This is a genomic window from Roseobacter sinensis (assembly GCF_025755255.1).
GTDB lineage: Bacteria > Pseudomonadota > Alphaproteobacteria > Rhodobacterales > Rhodobacteraceae > Roseobacter > Roseobacter sinensis.
In genome coordinates, this window is record NZ_JALIEB010000001.1 from 232,902 (window position 1) to 250,726 (window position 17,825).

Consider the following 17,825-nt stretch of genomic DNA (forward strand, 5'->3'; position numbering starts at 1 on the left):
TCACGAGCTGGTGAGGTGAGTTTACGGGCTTGGCTTCGAAGCCCGTCTTTTCTAGCGTCAACTGAAACATGCGGGGGGCGGTTCCATGCCATTTGAAACAATCACCGGTGCGACGCGATGAGGATCGCCATGTGGTCCGGGCCGCGGAACCTGTCGACCGCAATGATGTACAGCTTCGGGGCGCGCGCGGACTTTTCGGTGATGGATGAGCCGTTCTATGCCGCTTACCTGGCCACGTCCGGGGTGGACCACCCGATGCGGGCCGAGATCCTGGCGGCGCACGAGACTGATCCCGCGCGGGTTGCCGAGATCTGTTCCGCCGATCCGCCGACACCGCATCTCTACATGAAGCACATGCCGCATCACATGTTGGGTGGCTTCCCGCTGGACTGGGCGCGGGGCTGCGTGAACGTGCATCTGATCCGCCACCCCGCCCGGGTCATCGCCAGCTATGCCGCCAAGCGCGAACGCCCGACGCTGGATGACATCGGCTTTGCCCAGCAGGTCCGGCTCTACGAGGCGCTGGGCGGGGTGGTCATCGACAGCACCGACATTCGCGCCGACCCGGAGCGGATGCTGCGCCGGCTCTGCGATGCCATCGATCTGCCCTTCGACCCGGCCATGCTGCGCTGGCCAGCCGGCCCGCGCGCCGAAGACGGTGTCTGGGCCGCGCATTGGTACGGGGCTGTGCATCAAAGCACGGGCTTCGCTGGAGCTGAGGGGGATTTGCCTCGGTTAGAGCCTGATCTCCAGCCACTTATGGTTGAGGCGATGCGATACTACACCGCGCTCCAAACCGAAAAACTGAAGTAGCGGTCTACTTCAACCGGCGGTCCCGCGCCGCAAGCAGCTTCAGGCGCAGCGCGTTCAGTTGGATGAATCCTGCGGCGTCCTTCTGGTCGTAGGCGCCGGCGTCATCCTCGAAGGTCACATGCGCTTCGGAGTAAAGGCTGTGATCGGACCAGCGGCCCACGGTGCGCGCGTGGCCCTTGTAGAGTTTCAGGCGCACAGTGCCGGTCACATGGGTCTGGCTCGCGTCGATGGCTGCTTGTAGCATGGTGCGTTCGGGCGAGAACCAGAAACCGTTATAGATGAGTTCCGCATAGCGCGGCATCAGCTCGTCCTTGAGGTGCATGGCGCCCCGGTCGAGTGTGATGGATTCGATGGCCCGATGCGCCTCCAGCAGCAGCGTGCCGCCGGGCGTTTCGTAGATGCCGCGCGACTTCATCCCGACGAACCGGCCTTCGACCAGATCAAGCCGTCCGCAGCCATGCTTGCCACCCAACTCGTTCAGCTTGGTGAGCAGCGTGGCGGGCGACATCGCCTCGCCATTGATGCTGACCGCATCGCCGCCCTCGAACCCGATTTCGACGTATTCCGGCGTATCTGGCGCGTCCTCGGGATGCACCGTGCGTTGATAGACATAGTCGGGCGCATCGACGGCCGGATCTTCCAGCACTTTGCCTTCCGAGGACGTGTGCAGCAGGTTCGCATCCACGCTGAAGGGCGCTTCTCCGCGTTTGTCCTTGGCGATGGGGATCTGGTTCTTCTCGGCGAAGTCGATAAGCCTGGTGCGGCTCGACAGGTCCCATTCGCGCCAGGGGGCAATGACCTTGATCTCGGGGTTCAGCGCATAGGCGGCCAGCTCGAACCGCACCTGATCGTTGCCCTTGCCGGTCGCACCATGGGCGACAGCATCCGCGCCGGTTTCCTCGGCGATCTCGACAAGACGCTTGGAAATCAGGGGCCGCGCAATTGAGGTGCCGAGCAGGTAGAGCCCCTCATAGACCGCATTGGCGCGGAACATCGGGAAGACGAAATCGCGCACGAACTCTTCGCGCAGATCCTCGATGTAGATGCTTGTCGCGCCCATCATCTCGGCCTTCTTGCGCGCCGGTTCCAGCTCTTCGCCCTGGCCGAGGTCGGCGGTGAAGGTGACCACCTCGCAGCCATACTCCGTTTGCAGCCACTTCAGGATGATGGAGGTATCCAGCCCGCCGGAATAGGCGAGCACGACTTTCTTGGGCGCAGACATGAGCGGTTCCTTCGTCTCGAAATCGGGGCTGCGATAGCGGGTTTTTCAAGGCGCAGCAAGGCAGATGCGCGTTGACCGGATCGCCGCACGCGCCTACTGATCGAAGCTCTGGATGGCAGGAGGATGACACCGATGCGCGCTTCGGCGTTTGCAGAAGCTGCCCGTGCGGCGGAGCGGGACATGCGGGCGGTGTTTCCGCCGACGCCGCTGTTGCGCAACGATCATCTGTCAGAGCGGTGCGGGGCCGATATCTGGCTGAAACGCGAGGATCTGAGCCCGGTGCGGTCTTACAAGCTGCGTGGCGCATTCAATGCGATGCGCAAGGTGATCCCCGACCGGACGCTCTTTGTCTGTGCGAGCGCGGGCAATCACGCGCAGGGCGTGGCGTTCATGTGCCGGCATTTCGGGGTGCGGGGCGTCGTTTTCATGCCGGTGACGACGCCGCAGCAAAAGGTTCAAAAGACCCGGATGTTCGGTGGCGATCAGGTCGATATCCGGCTGATCGGCGACTATTTCGATGCAACGCTTGCCGCAGCACAGGAGTTTTGTTCAGCCGAGGGGGGCCATTTCCTGTCGCCTTTCGACGATGAGGATGTGATCGAAGGGCAGGCGTCCGTGGCGGTGGAGATTGAAGCGCAGCTTGGTCGCGCCCCCGACCGCATCGTTCTGCCGGTAGGTGGAGGTGGCTTGTCAGCCGGCGTGCGCAGCTACTTCGGCGATCAGGTGGACTATACCTTTGTCGAGCCGACCGGAGCGCAGAGCCTTGGGCGCGCGCTCGAAGAGGGCGCACCGGTCGATGTCTCGCCGATCAACAGCTTTGTCGACGGGGCGGCGGTGGCCAAGCTGGGCGTGCGGACCTTCGAGCGGTTGCGCGATGTGGCTCGCGCGGACGTACGGCATCTTTCCGAAGACCGGATCTGCACCACGATCATCGACATGCTGAATGTCGAAGGCATCGTGCTCGAGCCCGCGGGTGCGCTGGCCATCGAGGCACTGGCCGATCTGCGTGATGAGATCGCTGGCAAGACGGTTGTCTGCGTGGCCTCGGGCGGCAACTTCGATTTCGAGCGACTGCCGGAGGTGAAGGAGCGGGCGCAGCGCTACTCGGGTGTGAAGAAATACTTTATCCTGCGCATGCCGCAGCGTCCGGGGGCGCTGAAAGAGTTTCTCAATATTCTCGGGCCGGAGGATGACATCGCGCGCTTTGAGTACCTCAAGAAATCGGCACGCAATTTCGGCTCGGTTCTGATCGGGATCGAGACGACGCATCCAGACAACTTCACCCGGTTGCGCGGGCATCTGGACCAGGCCGGGTTCACCTACACCGACATTACCAATGACGAGACGCTGGCTCAGTTTGTGATCTGAGAGCCTGGGCCGATGCGTTCCACGTCCCCTGTGGTCGTGACCCGCGGAAGGCGGCTCGGGTGTTGGCCTGCCGGGATCAACTTACCAGTCTGATCGGAAGGTCCGAGAGAAATGCCGCGCGCGACTGCGCATAACACTGCAGAATCTCATTCAAATCGACCACGGCATCGGGCGTGCTGGCGGCTGCTGCTTCACCAGCCTGGCAGAGATCGGAGAAGGAGCGAAAGCCCAAGCTGAGCGCGCTGCCTTTCAGGAAGTGAAGCTTTGCTTCAAGGTCGTCGTGCTGCTGTTGCGCCGCTAGAGCGTCGATGGCCGAATCGACCTCTTCGAGGAACAGATCAACCACTTCGTCGAAATCTTCAGCGCCCACCTCATCCTTCAGTGTCGCGACCCTGTCCCAGTCAATCATCGCAGTTTCTCCGGCCTCAATTTGCGAGACTTTGGCACAGGGGGCCTAACGCGGCGTATGCGCCAAGGGATTTTTTCTCGCGAATTTTAGATTTCACCAGACGTTAAGATTTGCCCGCGTAGAACGCCGAACAAAGAAGGCCGAGCCTGTTTATGAAGATTGAAGCGTGCGCACCTGAGATAACGGGCTCGTCCGATCACGCGGATGGCGGCAAGCTCGTGCTTGTCGTCGATGACAGCCGTTTGCAACGGAAGATCCTGTCGAGCTCGCTGAAGCGTTGGGGCTACGACGTGATCGAGGCCGAGTCGGGCGAGGCGGCCCTTGCAGCCTGCCAGGCCCGGGCTCCGGAACTGATCCTCAGTGACTGGATGATGCCCGGCATGTCCGGGATCGAGTTCTGCAAGGCCTTCCGCGAGATGTCCGGCGAACGTTACAGCTACTTCATCCTGCTCACGTCGAAGAGCGAGAAAAACGATGTGGCGGCTGGTCTTGATGCGGGGGCGGACGACTTTCTGACCAAACCTGTCGACGGCAACGAGCTGCGCGCGCGGCTGACGGCGGGTCAGCGCATCCTCGAGATGCAGCGCGAACTGACACTGAAGAACCACGTGATCACCGAGACGTTGGACGAATTGCAGCGGCTCTACAATTCGCTGGACAGCGATCTGATCGAGGCGAAACAGCTGCAGCAGTCGCTGGTGCCGGAACGCTGCAAGTCCTTCGAGGGCGGTGATCTGTCGCTGCTGCTGCGGTCAAGCGGTCACGTAGGTGGCGATCTTGTCGGCTTCTTTCCCGCCGCCGAAGGCCATCTTGGTCTGTTCGCCATCGACGTCTCGGGGCACGGTATCAGTTCCGCGCTCATGACCGCGCGCCTTGCGGGCTACCTGTCGGCAACCGCACTGGACCAGAACATCGCGCTGGAACGGACCGAGACGGGATATCGCTCGCGCCCCCCGGCGGAAGCGATCGAGACGCTGAACGAGCTGGTTCTGGATGAGATGGAGACGGAGCATTACTTCACGATGATGCTGGCGGATATCGATCTTGCCACGGGCGCGGTGGTGATCGGACAGGCCGGGCACCCGCATCCCGTTATCCAGCGCGCAAACGGGTGCCTCGAACAGGACGGCACGGGCGGCTTTCCGGTCGGGCTGATGTCGGGCGTCACCTTCTCGCAGTTCGAGATGCAGCTGCATCCGGGTGATCGGCTCCTGATCCTGTCGGATGGCGTGACCGAATGCCCCAACCACGAGGGCGACCTGCTGGGTGAAAATGGGCTTGAGCAGCTCTTGGCAATGCACCGGGATGTGCAAGGCGCCGCCCTTTTCGACGCGATCCTGCAGTCGATGACGGATTTCTCGGGTCTGTCGGAGTTCCCCGACGATGTCTCGGGTCTTCTGTTCGAGTTTTCGGGACCTGCTCACGAAAAATAGCGCGCCAGAAACAGCCGGTCGCCGTCGTTGCCCATGCTCGCCACGGCGTCCTCGGGCGTCAGGGCTAGCGTCTCGTGGTCGGGCTCCGACGGCTCGGCCAGCTGCCGGACCGGGCGCGCGATGTAGACATGGCAAAGCTTCTCCGCCCAGAGGTCGTATTCCGGCATGAAGGCAAACCTGCGAAAGGCGCCCAGCCGCCGGGGGTTGGAGATCCGCCAGCCGGTTTCCTCCATGACCTCGCGATGCAGCGCCCGGATCGGACTTTCGCCCGGGTCGATGCCGCCGCCCGGAAGCTGAATATCCACGATATGGGAGATCTGCGCGGTGAGGAGAACCCGCTGCCCCAGCGGCAGAATTGCATAGGCGCCGGGCCGCAGACGGTATCTCTGGTCTGTGCGGGGTGCATGGCCGATGCGCCTGATCATTCTGGCTTGCCCTCTTTTCAACAGACCCCTGACGGTTATATGGAGCCGGTATGCCAACCCCTTGGCGATAAGGAAACCCCAATGACACTCGGACACCAGATCGCGTGGGACGATACTGTCCTGCCTTTCCAACTCGATGCCAGTGATATCCGCGGCCGTGTTGTGCGGCTCGATGGTGCGTTGAACGGGATCCTCAAGCAGCACGATTATCCGCCGCTGGTCGAAGCGCTGGTGGCCGAGATGGCGCTGCTGACGGCGCTGATCGGACAGACCATCAAGCTGCGGTGGAAGCTGCAGCTGCAGGTCCAGTCGAAAGGGGCCGTGCGCATGATCGCCACCGACTACTACGGCCCGGAGACCGAGGGCGACCCGGCCCGGATCCGCGCCTATGCCAGCTACGATGCGGACCGGCTGACCGAGACGGCGCCTTTCGATCAGGTGGGCGAGGGGTACTTCGCGATCATGATCGACCAGGGCAAGGGCATGACACCCTACCAGGGGATCACGCCGCTGGAAGGCGGATCGCTGGCCGCCTGCGCCGAGACCTATTTTGCCCAGTCCGAGCAGCTGCCGACGCGCTTCTCGCTGAGTTTCGGCAAGTCGACCGAGCCGGGCGTCGCCGAGCATTGGCGCGGCGGCGGGGTGATGCTCCAGCACATGCCCAAGGCGTCGCCCTTCGTGGCCGACGGTGAGGGCAACGGCGAAACCCTCTCGGCCGCGGATCTGGTGCAGGACGATGAAGCGGAGAACTGGAACCGCGCCAACATCCTGCTCGACACCGTGGAGGATATGGAGCTGATCGGGCCATCGCTGGCGCCGAACGACCTGCTGTTGCGTCTCTTCCACGAGGAACAGCCGCGGGTGTTCGACAGCCAGACGGTTCGGTTCGGCTGTACCTGTTCGGAGGATCGGGTGCGCCAGAGCCTGTCGATCTATTCGGCCCGCGACATCGAGAAGATGACAACGGACGAAGGGCGGGTGACGGCAGATTGCCAGTTCTGCGGGGCACATTACGACCTCGATCCGGCGACCGTCGGGTTCGAGGCCGATCAAGGCAGCCATGACGCATGATATAGAGACGCTCCGGGCCGCGTTGGCGCGCCCGGGGCGGCCATCGTCCGATTTCGATCTCAACCCCGAAACCGTTCTGCCGGAAGGGCGCAAGCTGCGCCCGGCCGGTGTGCTGGCGCCGATTGTCGAACTCGAGGGCGCACTTCACTTGCTGCTCACCAAGCGGTCCTCGGCCCTGAAGCACCATCCTGGCCAGATCGCATTCCCCGGCGGCAAGCAGGACGAGGGCGACGACGATGTGGTGGCGGCCGCCCTGCGCGAGGCCAGCGAGGAAATCGGCTTGCCGCGTGATCGGGTCGAGGTGTTGGGCACGCTGCCCGCGCATGAAACGGTCACAGGCTTCATCGTCACGCCGGTCATTGGCCGGGTCACGCGGCCGTTCGACATCGTGCCGGAAGCGGGAGAGGTCGACGAGGTCTTCTCTGTCCCGCTCGGCCATGTGCTGTCCGAGCCGAACTATATCATCCAGTCGCGCTGGTGGCGCGGGCAGCAGCGATCCTATTTCGCGGTGCCCTATGGCCCCTATTACATCTGGGGTGCAACTGCGCGTATGTTGCGGGCATGGACCGACCAGATCTCCAGATGATCCCGCCCGAAACGGACTGGCTGACGGATGCGTCGGTCCAGACCGTGTGCAGGGCCATCGCGGCGGAGGGCGCGCCAGTCTACATGGTGGGCGGCTGCGTGCGTGATGCGGTTCTGCGGCTGAGCGGTTCTGATGTCGACATGGCCACACCCGCCCGTCCGCAGGAGGTGACACGGCTGGCCGAAGCTGCGGGGCTGAAGGTTGTGCCGACGGGTATTGATCATGGCACCGTGACGGTTGTCGTTGACGGGACCGGCTTCGAAGTGACGACCTTCCGCAAGGATGTGCAAACCGATGGTCGCCGCGCGGTTGTCGCCTTCTCGGAGGATATCGCCGAGGACGCGCGCCGCCGGGATTTCACGCTGAACGCGCTCTACGCGACCCCGCAGGGCCAGATCGTGGATCCGCTCGGCGGGCTGCCCGACTGCCTGGCACGGCGCATCCGGTTCATCGAGAACGCCGACGACCGGATTCGCGAGGATTACCTGCGCATCCTGAGGTTCTTCCGGTTTCACGCCTGGTATGCGGATGCCGCGAAAGACTTCGATGCCGATACTCTGCACGCGATCGCGTCCAATGCATCCGGGCTCGAGACGCTTTCGGCCGAGCGGGTCGGGCAAGAGGTGCGCCGTTTGCTGGCCGCGCCGGACCCGGTGCCGGCCCTCGCCACGATGCAGCAGGCGGGTGTGGTGCAGCGCATTCTGCCGGGAGCGGATCTGCGCCTGATCGGGCCGGCTGTGCATCTCGAGGCGGAGCTCGGGCTCACGCCCGACTGGCTGTTGCGACTGGCCGCTTTGGGCGATGCAGAGGCGGCTGGCCGACTGCGGCTGAGCCGCAAGCAAGCAGCCGCGCTGGAGGACATGCAGCGCGCGCTCGGCGAGATGATGCCGGTGCGGGAAGTGGCGTACCGATACGGCTATGAGATGGCCCGGCGCATCCTGATCCTGCGCGCTGCGCTCAGCGGCGAAGGCTGCGACCGGGACGCGCTCGACCCCTTGAAAGACGCGGCCGCAGCGCGTTTGCCCGTGAGCGCGAAGGACTTCATGCCGGGGCTCAGCGGCAAGGCGCTGGGCGCGCATCTCGCCAGGCTCGAAGCACGATGGATCGCCTCCGATTTTCGCCTCACGCGTGAAGAGTTGATGACAGGGACCTGAAGTGGTCGACAGCGCGCGACTTCTCTTGTAAGTAGCACTTACCAAGACGGAGGAATACGAAATGTATCGCGGGATCTGGTTTAACTGACCCTGTCATAACCATGCTCCGGATGGCCTGTACCGCAGCGCCTGATCTTTTCGTATTTCTACCTGAGACTTCCCGCCATGCTCCGTTTCTTCGAAGGTCTTGTTGACCCCTACTGCGCCTATACCGAGACCGACCGACCGCCCCAGACCCTCTGGCGCTTCCTGCTGCAATACGCAGGGCCGTTCAAAACCGTCTTCTGGCTGACCGGCATCATGTCGGTGGTGGTGGCCGCCATCGAGATCTGGCTGATCTATTACATGGGGCGGGTCGTCGACCTTCTGGGAGATGAGCCACAGACCATGTGGCAGCAATACGGCACCGAGCTGATTCTCGTGGCGCTGTTCATTCTGATCATGCGGCCGCTGCTGCAGGCGATCGATGTGGCCCTGCTGAACAATACGATCCTGCCGAACTTCGGCACCATGATCCGCTGGCGGGCGCACCGGCAGGTTCTGCGGCAGTCGGTCGGCTGGTTCGAGAATGATTTTGCCGGGCGGGTGGCCAACCGCATTATGCAGACACCCTCTGCGGCAGGCGAAGTCGTGTTTCAGGTCTTCGACGCGATCTCGTTTTCCCTCGCCTATCTGTTGGGGGCTGCGATATTGCTGTCCTCGTCCGATCCGCGCCTGCTGATCCCGCTTTTGGGCTGGTTCGTGCTCTATGGCCTGCTTATGCGGTGGACGATCAAGCGCGTGGGGCCTGCGTCGCAGGCGGCCTCGAATGCCCGCTCCGTTGTTACGGGCCGTGTGGTGGATGCCTATACCAACATCCATTCAGTCAAGATGTTCGCCCATCATGACCAGGAACTCGCCTACGCCAAGGAAGCCATCGAGGAGACCCGCAAGACCTTCCAGGCCGAGATGCGCATCTTCACCATCATGGATGTCACCCTGGTTCTGTTGAACGGCGTGCTGATCATCGGTGTCGTGGGCTGGGCGATCCTGCTCTGGATGCAGGGGAGCGCCAGTGTCGGAGTGGTGGCCGCGGCGACGGCGCTGACCCTGCGGCTGAATGCCATGACCGGGTGGATCATGTGGGCGCTGACAACCTTCTTCCGTGAGCTTGGCGTGGTTTCCGAAGGCATGGAAACCATCGCGCAGCCGATCACGCTGACGGACGACACGGATGCCAAGCCGCTGAAACTGACCGAGGGCAAGATCGAGATCAAGGGCGTGTCGCACCACTATGGGCGCGGCTCCGGCGGGCTCGACAACGTCGATCTGACCATCCGGCGGGGCGAGAAGATCGGCCTTGTCGGACGCTCGGGTGCGGGCAAATCCACGCTCGTCAAGCTTCTGTTGCGGTTCTACGATGCCGAGCGCGGTCAGATCCTGATCGACGGGCAGGACATCGCGCGGGTGCAGCAGGACAGCCTGCGTCTGGCCATCGGCATGGTGCAGCAGGACAGCTCTCTGTTGCACCGCTCGGTGCTGGATAATATCCGCTATGGCCGTGCAGATGCGACCGAGGAGGAGGTTTACGCCGCGGCCCGGCAGGCGCAGGCGCATGACTTCATCCTCGATCTCGAAGACCCGGAAGGCCGGCGCGGCTATGCGGCGCAGGTGGGCGAGCGGGGCGTGAAGCTCTCTGGCGGTCAACGGCAGCGGGTCACCCTGGCACGTGTGATCCTGAAGGATGCGCCGATCCTGCTGCTGGACGAGGCGACCAGCGCCCTGGACAGTGAGGTGGAGGCTGCCATTCAGGACACGCTCTACGGCATGATGGAAGGCAAGACGGTGATTGCCATTGCGCATCGCCTCTCGACCATCGCGCAGATGGACCGCATTCTGGTGCTGGATCAGGGGCGGATTGTCGAAGACGGCAGCCATGACGCGCTTTTGGCGCGGGGCGGACTATATGCAGAGTTCTGGGCCCGACAATCGGGCGGATTTCTGGCCGCGGATATCGAGGAGGCGTCTTGAACATATCGAATTGGATCAAGGCGTTCCGTCCGGCAGAAGGGCCACCGCCACAGAGCCTCGGGGCCTTCATGCGGTGGTGTCTCACGGGCGCCTGGCCCGCGCTGTGGCTGGCGGCCTTTCTGTCCGCTGCTGCGGGCGCGATGGAGGCGGGCACAGCGCTGATCCTCGGTATGGTCATCGACGCCACCGTCGCGGCAGGACCCGAGGCGTTCTTCGATGGATCGAACCTTGGCCTTGTGGTCGCGGCCGTGGCCTTCTTCATGATCGCGCGGCCGCTGCTCTTCGGTCTGTCGGCCTCTGCCAACGCGATCATCGTGCAGCCCAACGTGAACCCGCTGGTGCTGTCCCGGCTGCACCGCTGGACGCTGGGGCAGACTGTCGGGTTCTTCGATGACGATTTCGCAGGCCGTATCGCGCAGAAGCAGATGCAATGCGCGCGGGCCGTCACCGATGTGGTCTCAGAGGTCATCAACGTGGTCGCCTTCGCGCTGGCCTCTCTGGCGGGCTCGGTGCTGCTGCTGTTCGCCATCGACTGGCGTGTCGCCCTGGGCTTTGGCGTCTGGCTGATCGGCTATTTCGCGATGATCAACTGGTTCCTGCCGCGGGTTCGGAAACGCTCGGCCGGGCGGGCCGGCGCGCGGGCCATGGTCTCGGGCCAGGTGGTGGACACGATCACCAACATCAAGACGGTGAAGCTCTTCGCGCATGCGGAGCACGAGGATCAGGCGGCGCTGCGCGCCATGCAGAGCTTCCGGCAGCGCGCGGTCGAATTCGGCTATCTGTCTGCGGGGTTCCGCTTCGCGCTCATGACCATGGCAGGGATTCTGCCGGTGGTTCTGCTCGGCGGCACGATCCTGCTGTGGCAGTCGGGGCAGGCCACGCAGGGCGATATCGTTGCCGCGGGCGCCGTGGCGATCCGGATTGCGCAGATGACCGGCTGGGTCAGCTTCACGCTGATGGCGATTTACTCCAATATCGGGGAAATCGAAGACGGCATCCGCACGCTCACACCCCGCAACCGCGTCGAGGATGACGCCGACGCCCAGCCTCTTGCGGTGTCGCGGGGCGAGATCGCGCTTCGGACTGTAGGGTTTGCCTACGGGCGCGACACCGGGGGCGTGCGCGGGATCGACTTGACCGTCCGGCCGGGCGAGAAGCTGGGGATCGTGGGCGCTTCGGGTGTCGGGAAGTCGACCCTGGTTGCGCTTTTGCTCCGGCTCTATGACGCCGAAGAGGGTGCCATCGAGATCGACGGGCAGGACATCACCAAGGTCACCCAGGAAAGTCTGCGCCAAAGCATCGGCATGGTCACCCAGGAGACCGCGATGTTCAACCGCTCGGCGCGCGACAACATCCTCTACGGCAGGCCGGATGCGTCGGAGGCCGAGATCGTCGCGGCCGCGCGCAAGGCCGAAGCGCATGACTTCATCGTGGATCTGCTCGATCACGCGGGCCGAGAGGGCTATGATGCGCATCTGGGCGAGCGCGGCGTGAAGCTGTCGGGCGGCCAGCGCCAGCGGATCGCTTTGGCGCGCGCGATCCTGAAAGATGCCCCAATCCTCGTGTTGGACGAGGCCACAAGTGCGCTCGACAGCGAGGTCGAAGCCTCCATTCAAGCCGCGTTGGAGCGGGTCATGCAAGGCAAGACCGTGCTCGCCATCGCGCATCGGCTCTCGACTCTGACCGAGATGGACCGGATCGTGGTGATGGACGACGGCCAGATCGTCGAGAGTGGCAGCCACGACACGCTTCTGGCGAAAGGCGGGCTCTACGCGCAGTACTGGGAGCGTCAGTCGGGTGGATTCATCCGGACACAGGCGGCGGAATAGGGCTTTTTCCGCACCACACCCTGCCGTAAGGCCTGTGCCATGACGGACTACACGATCAGACATCTGGGCTTGCAGGGGGACGGTGTTGCCGACGGCCCCGTCTTTGCGCCGCTCACGCTGCCCGGTGAGGTGGTGACAGGCACGCTTGAGGGCCAACGGCTGATGGACATCAAGGTGCAGCAGCCCTCGGACCGGCGCGTGTCTGCGCCCTGCCGCCACTTTCGCGCCTGCGGTGGCTGCCAGCTGCAGCACGCGGATGATGGCTTCGTGGCAGACTGGAAGGTCGACGTGGTCCGCCGCGCCTTGGCGGCGCAGGGGCTCGAGGCGGCCTTTCGCCCGATCCAGACCTCGCCGGCCGGATCGCGGCGGCGGGCCGGGTTTGCAGCGCGGCGGACGAAGAAAGGGGCCTTGGCCGGGTTCCACGGGCGGGCGTCAGACACCATCGTGTCCATCCCTGGGTGCACGCTGATCGATCCGGCGCTGCGCCGGGGGCCGGAGGTGGCCGAGACCCTTGCGACGATCGGCGCCAGCCGGAAGACCGCGCTCTCGGTCCTGGTCACGGTGACGGAGACCGGGCTCGACGTGGCGGTGAGCCAGGGCAAACCCTTGGACGGACCTTTGCGCCAGCAACTCGCGGCCGCCTGCGCAAAGCTGGATCTGGCCCGCCTCTCCTGGGACGGAGAGCTGATCGCGATGCAACAGCCGCCGGTGCACAGGTTCGATGGGATCTTGGTGACCCCGCCGCCTGGCGCCTTCCTGCAAGCGACCACCCATGGCGAGGCCGCCTTGCGCCGGGCTGTGCAGGAGATCACCGAAGGGGCCGGCCGGATCATTGATCTCTTCGCCGGATGCGGCACCTTTGCGCTGCCGCTCGCACGCGACGCGGATGTGCACGCGGTGGAGGGCGAGGCCGACATGATCGCGGCGCTCGACCAGGGCTGGCGCACCGCTGAAGGGCTGAAACGGGTGACGACCGAGGTGCGCGATCTCTTTCGCAGGCCGCTTTTGCCGGACGAGCTGCGCGGGGTCGGGGCCGTGGTGCTCGATCCCCCGCGGGCCGGGGCCGAGGCACAAGTCGCCGAGCTGGCGCGTGCTGAGGTGCCGCGCATCTCCTACGTCTCGTGCAACCCGGTGAGTTTTGCGCGGGACGCCCGCGCGCTGGTCAACGCGGGCTTTACTCTCGATTGGCTACAAGTCGTGGACCAATTCCGCTGGTCCGCACATGTGGAGCTTGTCGCCTGCTTCACATCGCCCCATATGCGCGGTTGATGAATGAGGAGAGGCAGATGACGCTGCGGCAGAGACTGGATGTCTGGCTGGATCAGACCTGGGTGGTGAACATGGTCATAGCCGTGATCATCTTCAACGCCGTTCTTCTGGGTATGGAGACCTCACCGACCCTCATGGCGCAGGCGGGCCCCTTGATTGTCGCCCTCGATACCGCCTGTCTGGGGTTCTTCATCGCCGAGCTTCTGCTGAAGATCTTCGCGCGCGGCACCCGATTCTTCAAAAGCGGCTGGAACCTCTTTGATCTGGCGATCGTGACGGCGGCGCTCATCCCCGGCTCGCAGACCATGTCGGTGCTGCGGGCGCTGCGGATCCTTCGGGTTCTGCGCGTGATCTCGGTTGCTCCGCGGTTGCGCCGGGTGGTCGAAGGCTTCGTGACCGCGCTGCCGGGCATGGCCAGTGTGTTCCTGTTGATGGCGATCATCTTCTATATCGGCGCGGTGATCGCGACAAAGCTCTTTGCTGCGAGCTTTCCGGACTGGTTCGGCTCGCTTCCCTTGAGCGGCTACACGCTCTTCCAGATCATGACGCTGGAAAGCTGGTCGATGGGCATCGTCCGGCCGGTCATGGAGGTCTATCCCTATGCCTGGGCCTTCTTTGTGCCCTTCATCATGATCACCACCTTCGCGGTGGTGAACCTTCTGGTCGGTCTGATCGTGAACTCGATGCAGGACGCCCATCAGGAGGAAGCGGGCGCGGTCACGGATGCCTACCGCGACGAGGTGCTGACCCGTCTCATTGCAATCGAGAAACGTCTGGACGAAAAATCGGATAAATGACAAATTTGTGAGATATTTAACCATTTTTCCATGGTAGCCGTGTCAAAAGAGCAGAACGTCGAAAAGACACATGGGGCAGTAAAAGATGCGTCGCAGAGACTTGATTACGACCACCGCCGCCGCGTTGGCGCTGGGCGGGTGCGCAGGCAGTTCGAAATTTCGCAGGTACGACGGGCCGGAAGTCACCTATGTGGTGGTGAACAAGGCGCAGAGGCGGATGCATCTTCTGCATCACGAGTCGCTGCTGAAAAGCTATGACATCCAGCTTGGCTTCGCACCGGTCGGGCACAAGCAGTTCGAAGGGGACGGGCGGACACCGGAAGGCGTGTACCGGATCGACCGCCGCAATCCGAACTCGGAGTTTCACCTCTCGCTCGGCATCTCCTATCCGAACGTGAACGATGTGGCCGCGGCCAAAGCCGTGGGCAAATCCGCGGGCGGCGACATCTTCATCCATGGACAGAAGAGCGCGTTCCGCACGGGGAAAGGCGACTGGACCTGGGGTTGTATCGCGGTCACCAACGACGAGATCGAGGAGATCTATGCGATGGTACCGGACGACACGCTGATCGTTCTGAACGCCTGACGGTCAGACCGGGCCGGCCCCAAGAGTGCTGCTGCCCGTAACGAGTGTCCACCAGATCTTGCCGTTGCTCTCCTGAAACCAGGAAAAGCCCATCTGCGTTGCGTCCGGCGACAGGATCACCCGGCGCGTATCGGGTTTTTCCATCCAGGCCGCCAGGGTCTCAAGTTCGGATTCGTAGGTTTCCGAGATGTTCTCGCCCACGAGTTTGCCAGCGTAGCCGACCCGTTGCACCCGGTCGATCGGGGAGGAGCCATCGGAGCCGAAATGCCAGGGTCGGTTCTGAATCGACATGTCGCGGGCATGTGTCGCGGCGGCCGCGTTCAGCTTCGGATCCAGCTCCAGCGGGGCTTGGCCGGAGGCACTGCGCAGTGCATTGACGGAATCAAGCATACGGAATTGTATCTTGCCGGTATCGCCACGGCTGATTCGGTAGATCTGGCCCCCGCTTGATCCATCCGACGCCACCGGGCCCTGCCCACAGGCGGCGAGCGTCAGCCCAAGCGCCATGAAAATCGAAATCAGACGGATCATTTTGCACTCCCAGAACGTTAGGTTACCGCATACCCTGCGGCACGTTGCAATTCAAACGCACATCAAGCCAGGAAGTTCTGATGACAAGTGTTTGATTTGCGACTGCGGCTTTCGCGCAATAAAATGCGCAGGTCTGGACACGAGTCCGTGCATATTGGAGGCATTTGATGTCTGTGAAAGGTTTTAAAGGTCCGAGCCGCCGCGCGTTTCTGGCAGGCGGTGCGGCGATGCTGGCGACACCGGCGATTGCGCAGGACGCAACCGCGGTGAACTCTGCGGCAACGACGCAAGGCGAGCGTGATCTCAGCGAGTCGGTCCGCCGCAACATATCGAGCTTCCGGACACTGGACTGGCGACCTTATTTCTCGAACCTGAGAAACGGTGCCGTCTTGGTCGATATCGACAGCCGAGCGCTGCATTATTGGTCGGAAGATGAAAGCTTCTACAAGCTGTATCCCTCGAGCGTGCCACTGACTGAGGAGCTGACGCGCCGCGGCCGGACCAAGGTGGTGCGTAAGGTCGAAGGCCCCAGCTGGCGCCCGACCCCCTCGATGCTGAAGCGCAACCCGGAATGGCCCGAGTTTATTCCCCCGGGGCCAGATAACCCTATGGGAACACACGCACTTTATCTCAGCTGGACCTATTATCGTATTCACGGCACGCATGATACGCGGAAAATCGGGCGGCAATCGTCGAACGGCTGTATCGGGCTTTACAACGAGCATATCGCGGAGCTTTACGCGCTTACGAAGGTCGGAACACAAGTGTTGCTTATTTGACGACATTGGTCCCGATCTGCTGATCGATTCCAGAATCGAGTTTGCAAACATCACGTTATGATGCTTTACCGAAAATCACGAGGTAAGTCTTTGGTGCGTTCTATCGCTATGCGTGGTTCGCCGATTCTGGAGGTTATGACATGAAGAAACTCGTTCTCGCTGCTGCATTGACAGCTGCCGCATCGACAGCATACGCCGGTTCGCTGGCCGAGCCGGTCGTTGAAGCACCGGTGGTCGTCGAAGAAGCAGAAAGCTCGTCCACAGGCGTGCTGCTGCCGATCCTGCTGCTGATCATCGTCGCCGCAGCTGTCTCCTAATCGGACGACAGTATCGCATAGAAAAGGCGGTGCGTTCTGCGCCGCCTTTTTTCATGTCTGGCCGTTGGTGCCAGCCAAGCCTGATCCTGGCGTTGTCTGAGCCGTCTCGCTCGACAGCCTAGCGCAGCCATCCCTTCAGATTGTCGTCGATCACGTTCGACAGGGCCGTGATGTGCGCGTCATCATCGTTGAGGCAGGGGATATAGGTGAAGGTCTCGCCGCCCGCCTCCTCGAAACTCTCCTTGATCTCTTCGTTGATCTCTTCAAGCGTCTCGATGCAGTCCGCCGAGAAGGCAGGCGCGCAAACGGCGATGTTCTTCTTTCCGGCCTCGGCCAGCCGCGCGACTTCCTCGACCGTATAGGGTTGCAGCCACTCTTCGGGGCCGAACTTCGACTGGAAAGTGGTGGTGATCTCGGTGTCCGACCAGCCCAGACGTTCCTTCAGCAGCCGCGTCGTCTTCTGGCACTGGCAATGGTAGGGGTCGCCCTCCATCAGGTATCGGATCGGGACGCCATGATAGGAGCAGACGAGGATGTCGGGCTTCGTCTCCATCGTCGCATAGCTGCGTTCGATCGACTGGGCCAGGGCCTCGATATAGTCGGTCCGGTCGTAGTACGGCTCGACCGTGCGGGTCACAGGCTGCCATTTCTCATAGGTCAGCGCCCGGAAGAACTGATCGTTCGCAGTGGCCGAGGTCGCACCGGCATAATGCGGATAAAGCGGGAAGAAGAGAATCTTCCGGCAGCCCGCAGCCGTCATTTCGGCCACTTTTGAACGTGTCGACGGGTTGCCGTAGCGCATGCAGAAATCAACCATGACCTCGCTGCCGTGTCGTTTGAGCATCTCGGTCTTGATCTTCTCTGTTTGCGCCTTGGTGATGGTCATGAGAGGGCTCTCGCCTGCCTCTTCGTTCCAGATGGACTTATAGGCCGCCCCGCTGGAAAACGGACGCTTCGAGAGGATGATCAACTGCAGAAGCGGTTGCCAGATCCACGGGCTGTAGTCGATGACGCGGCGGTCGGAGAGAAACTCGTTGAGATAGCGGCGCATCGACCAGTAGTCGTAGTTGTCCGGCGTGCCCAGGTTCGCCAGCAGCACACCGATCTTGGGCAGCGCGATCTCGGGGTGATCGTCCTTGGCATGTGTCGGGCGAACTTTCACGGGCGTCGAGGCGCTGCTGTCCAGCATCGGGGAGTCCTTGTGCAACGAATATGATCCTCAGATA

General features: G+C 62.8%; 18 protein-coding genes. 13 read left to right on the forward strand and 5 right to left on the reverse strand.

What is annotated here, in order from left to right:
- The first annotated feature begins 117 nt into the window (after positions 1-117).
- Positions 118-813 carry a sulfotransferase gene (locus MUB52_RS01165; protein ID WP_263842347.1) on the forward strand — a complete coding sequence of 232 codons (696 nt, stop codon included), beginning with the start codon at positions 118-120 and terminating at the stop codon, positions 811-813.
- 4 nt (positions 814-817) lie between these two features.
- On the opposite strand, the gene MUB52_RS01170 is transcribed toward MUB52_RS01165, so the two are convergent.
- On the reverse strand, positions 818-2,035 hold the full coding sequence (locus tag MUB52_RS01170; RefSeq protein ID WP_263842348.1) for an argininosuccinate synthase: 1,218 nt from the start codon (positions 2,033-2,035) through the stop codon (positions 818-820).
- A 132-nt stretch (positions 2,036-2,167) separates the two neighbouring features.
- Here MUB52_RS01170 and ilvA point away from each other — a divergent pair, with 132 nt between their 5' ends.
- Positions 2,168-3,403: a threonine ammonia-lyase IlvA gene (gene ilvA, locus MUB52_RS01175; RefSeq protein WP_404818161.1), complete on the forward strand. Its 1,236-nt coding sequence runs from the start codon at positions 2,168-2,170 to the stop codon at positions 3,401-3,403.
- A 76-nt stretch (positions 3,404-3,479) separates the two neighbouring features.
- Here ilvA and MUB52_RS01180 read toward each other — a convergent pair whose 3' ends face one another.
- Positions 3,480-3,812, reverse strand: coding sequence for an Hpt domain-containing protein (locus tag MUB52_RS01180; protein WP_263842350.1), 333 nt, complete (start codon positions 3,810-3,812; stop codon positions 3,480-3,482).
- A gap of 152 nt (positions 3,813-3,964) precedes the next feature.
- On the opposite strand from MUB52_RS01180, the gene MUB52_RS01185 reads away from it, so the two are divergent.
- A complete protein-coding gene (locus MUB52_RS01185) occupies positions 3,965-5,245 on the forward strand; it encodes a PP2C family protein-serine/threonine phosphatase (RefSeq protein ID WP_263842351.1) in 1,281 nt (426 codons plus the stop codon).
- On the opposite strand, the gene MUB52_RS01190 is transcribed toward MUB52_RS01185, so the two are convergent.
- Positions 5,233-5,670 carry an NUDIX hydrolase gene (locus MUB52_RS01190; RefSeq protein ID WP_263842352.1) on the reverse strand — a complete coding sequence of 146 codons (438 nt, stop codon included), beginning with the start codon at positions 5,668-5,670 and terminating at the stop codon, positions 5,233-5,235. The two genes, MUB52_RS01185 and MUB52_RS01190, sit on opposite strands and share 13 nt — an antisense overlap.
- 81 nt (positions 5,671-5,751) lie before the next feature.
- Here MUB52_RS01190 and hslO point away from each other — a divergent pair, with 81 nt between their 5' ends.
- From hslO to MUB52_RS01230, 8 genes are all read left to right on the forward strand, one after another.
- A complete protein-coding gene (gene hslO, locus MUB52_RS01195) occupies positions 5,752-6,741 on the forward strand; it encodes an Hsp33 family molecular chaperone HslO (RefSeq protein ID WP_263842353.1) in 990 nt (329 codons plus the stop codon).
- A complete protein-coding gene (locus MUB52_RS01200; protein ID WP_263842354.1) occupies positions 6,731-7,327 on the forward strand; it encodes a CoA pyrophosphatase in 597 nt (198 codons plus the stop codon). Before hslO ends, MUB52_RS01200 begins: the two co-directional genes overlap by 11 nt.
- Complete coding sequence (locus MUB52_RS01205) at positions 7,324-8,481, forward strand: CCA tRNA nucleotidyltransferase (protein WP_263842355.1); 1,158 nt, start codon at positions 7,324-7,326, stop codon at positions 8,479-8,481. The genes MUB52_RS01200 and MUB52_RS01205 overlap by 4 nt, the downstream gene beginning before the upstream one ends.
- 165 nt (positions 8,482-8,646) lie before the next feature.
- Positions 8,647-10,491 carry an ABC transporter ATP-binding protein gene (locus tag MUB52_RS01210; RefSeq protein WP_263842356.1) on the forward strand — a complete coding sequence of 615 codons (1,845 nt, stop codon included), beginning with the start codon at positions 8,647-8,649 and terminating at the stop codon, positions 10,489-10,491.
- Entirely contained in the window at positions 10,488-12,320 is a 1,833-nt protein-coding gene (locus tag MUB52_RS01215) for an ABC transporter ATP-binding protein (RefSeq protein ID WP_263842357.1), read from the forward strand. Before MUB52_RS01210 ends, MUB52_RS01215 begins: the two co-directional genes overlap by 4 nt.
- A gap of 39 nt (positions 12,321-12,359) precedes the next feature.
- On the forward strand, positions 12,360-13,589 hold the full coding sequence (locus MUB52_RS01220) for a class I SAM-dependent RNA methyltransferase (RefSeq protein WP_263842358.1): 1,230 nt from the start codon (positions 12,360-12,362) through the stop codon (positions 13,587-13,589).
- A 17-nt stretch (positions 13,590-13,606) separates the two neighbouring features.
- Positions 13,607-14,386: an ion transporter gene (locus MUB52_RS01225; RefSeq protein WP_263842359.1), complete on the forward strand. Its 780-nt coding sequence runs from the start codon at positions 13,607-13,609 to the stop codon at positions 14,384-14,386.
- 85 nt (positions 14,387-14,471) lie between these two features.
- Positions 14,472-14,972 carry a L,D-transpeptidase family protein gene (locus MUB52_RS01230; RefSeq protein WP_263842360.1) on the forward strand — a complete coding sequence of 167 codons (501 nt, stop codon included), beginning with the start codon at positions 14,472-14,474 and terminating at the stop codon, positions 14,970-14,972.
- 3 nt (positions 14,973-14,975) lie between these two features.
- On the opposite strand, the gene MUB52_RS01235 is transcribed toward MUB52_RS01230, so the two are convergent.
- Entirely contained in the window at positions 14,976-15,503 is a 528-nt protein-coding gene (locus tag MUB52_RS01235) for a CAP domain-containing protein (protein ID WP_263842361.1), read from the reverse strand.
- Between the two features lie 167 nt (positions 15,504-15,670).
- Between MUB52_RS01235 and MUB52_RS01240 the strand changes: the two genes are divergently transcribed.
- Both MUB52_RS01240 and MUB52_RS01245 read left to right on the forward strand, forming a co-directional pair.
- A complete protein-coding gene (locus MUB52_RS01240) occupies positions 15,671-16,282 on the forward strand; it encodes a L,D-transpeptidase (protein WP_263842362.1) in 612 nt (203 codons plus the stop codon).
- Between the two features lie 140 nt (positions 16,283-16,422).
- A complete protein-coding gene (locus MUB52_RS01245; RefSeq protein WP_263842363.1) occupies positions 16,423-16,599 on the forward strand; it encodes a hypothetical protein in 177 nt (58 codons plus the stop codon).
- A gap of 118 nt (positions 16,600-16,717) precedes the next feature.
- Here MUB52_RS01245 and hemH read toward each other — a convergent pair whose 3' ends face one another.
- Positions 16,718-17,788 (reverse strand): ferrochelatase, encoded by a 1,071-nt coding sequence (gene hemH / locus MUB52_RS01250; RefSeq protein ID WP_263842364.1) that lies wholly within the window; start codon positions 17,786-17,788, stop codon positions 16,718-16,720.
- Positions 17,789-17,825 lie beyond the last annotated feature (37 nt).

Bases quoted from the DNA above. Each gene is read 5' to 3' on its own strand.
- MUB52_RS01185 (WP_263842351.1), top strand. From the start codon at position 3,965: ATGAAGATTGAAGCGTGCGCACCTGAGATAACGGGCTCGTCCGATCAC.
- MUB52_RS01245 (WP_263842363.1), top strand. From the start codon at position 16,423: ATGAAGAAACTCGTTCTCGCTGCTGCATTGACAGCTGCCGCATCGACA.
- MUB52_RS01205 (WP_263842355.1), top strand. From the start codon at position 7,324: ATGATCCCGCCCGAAACGGACTGGCTGACGGATGCGTCGGTCCAGACC.
- MUB52_RS01170 (WP_263842348.1), bottom strand. From the start codon at position 2,035: ATGTCTGCGCCCAAGAAAGTCGTGCTCGCCTATTCCGGCGGGCTGGAT.
- MUB52_RS01220 (WP_263842358.1), top strand. From the start codon at position 12,360: ATGACGGACTACACGATCAGACATCTGGGCTTGCAGGGGGACGGTGTT.
- MUB52_RS01230 (WP_263842360.1), top strand. From the start codon at position 14,472: ATGCGTCGCAGAGACTTGATTACGACCACCGCCGCCGCGTTGGCGCTG.
- MUB52_RS01200 (WP_263842354.1), top strand. From the start codon at position 6,731: ATGACGCATGATATAGAGACGCTCCGGGCCGCGTTGGCGCGCCCGGGG.
- hslO (WP_263842353.1), top strand. From the start codon at position 5,752: ATGACACTCGGACACCAGATCGCGTGGGACGATACTGTCCTGCCTTTC.
- ilvA (WP_404818161.1), top strand. From the start codon at position 2,168: ATGCGCGCTTCGGCGTTTGCAGAAGCTGCCCGTGCGGCGGAGCGGGAC.
- MUB52_RS01225 (WP_263842359.1), top strand. From the start codon at position 13,607: ATGACGCTGCGGCAGAGACTGGATGTCTGGCTGGATCAGACCTGGGTG.
- MUB52_RS01165 (WP_263842347.1), top strand. From the start codon at position 118: ATGAGGATCGCCATGTGGTCCGGGCCGCGGAACCTGTCGACCGCAATG.
- MUB52_RS01180 (WP_263842350.1), bottom strand. From the start codon at position 3,812: ATGATTGACTGGGACAGGGTCGCGACACTGAAGGATGAGGTGGGCGCT.
- hemH (WP_263842364.1), bottom strand. From the start codon at position 17,788: ATGCTGGACAGCAGCGCCTCGACGCCCGTGAAAGTTCGCCCGACACAT.
- MUB52_RS01190 (WP_263842352.1), bottom strand. From the start codon at position 5,670: ATGATCAGGCGCATCGGCCATGCACCCCGCACAGACCAGAGATACCGT.
- MUB52_RS01235 (WP_263842361.1), bottom strand. From the start codon at position 15,503: ATGATCCGTCTGATTTCGATTTTCATGGCGCTTGGGCTGACGCTCGCC.
- MUB52_RS01210 (WP_263842356.1), top strand. From the start codon at position 8,647: ATGCTCCGTTTCTTCGAAGGTCTTGTTGACCCCTACTGCGCCTATACC.
- MUB52_RS01240 (WP_263842362.1), top strand. From the start codon at position 15,671: ATGTCTGTGAAAGGTTTTAAAGGTCCGAGCCGCCGCGCGTTTCTGGCA.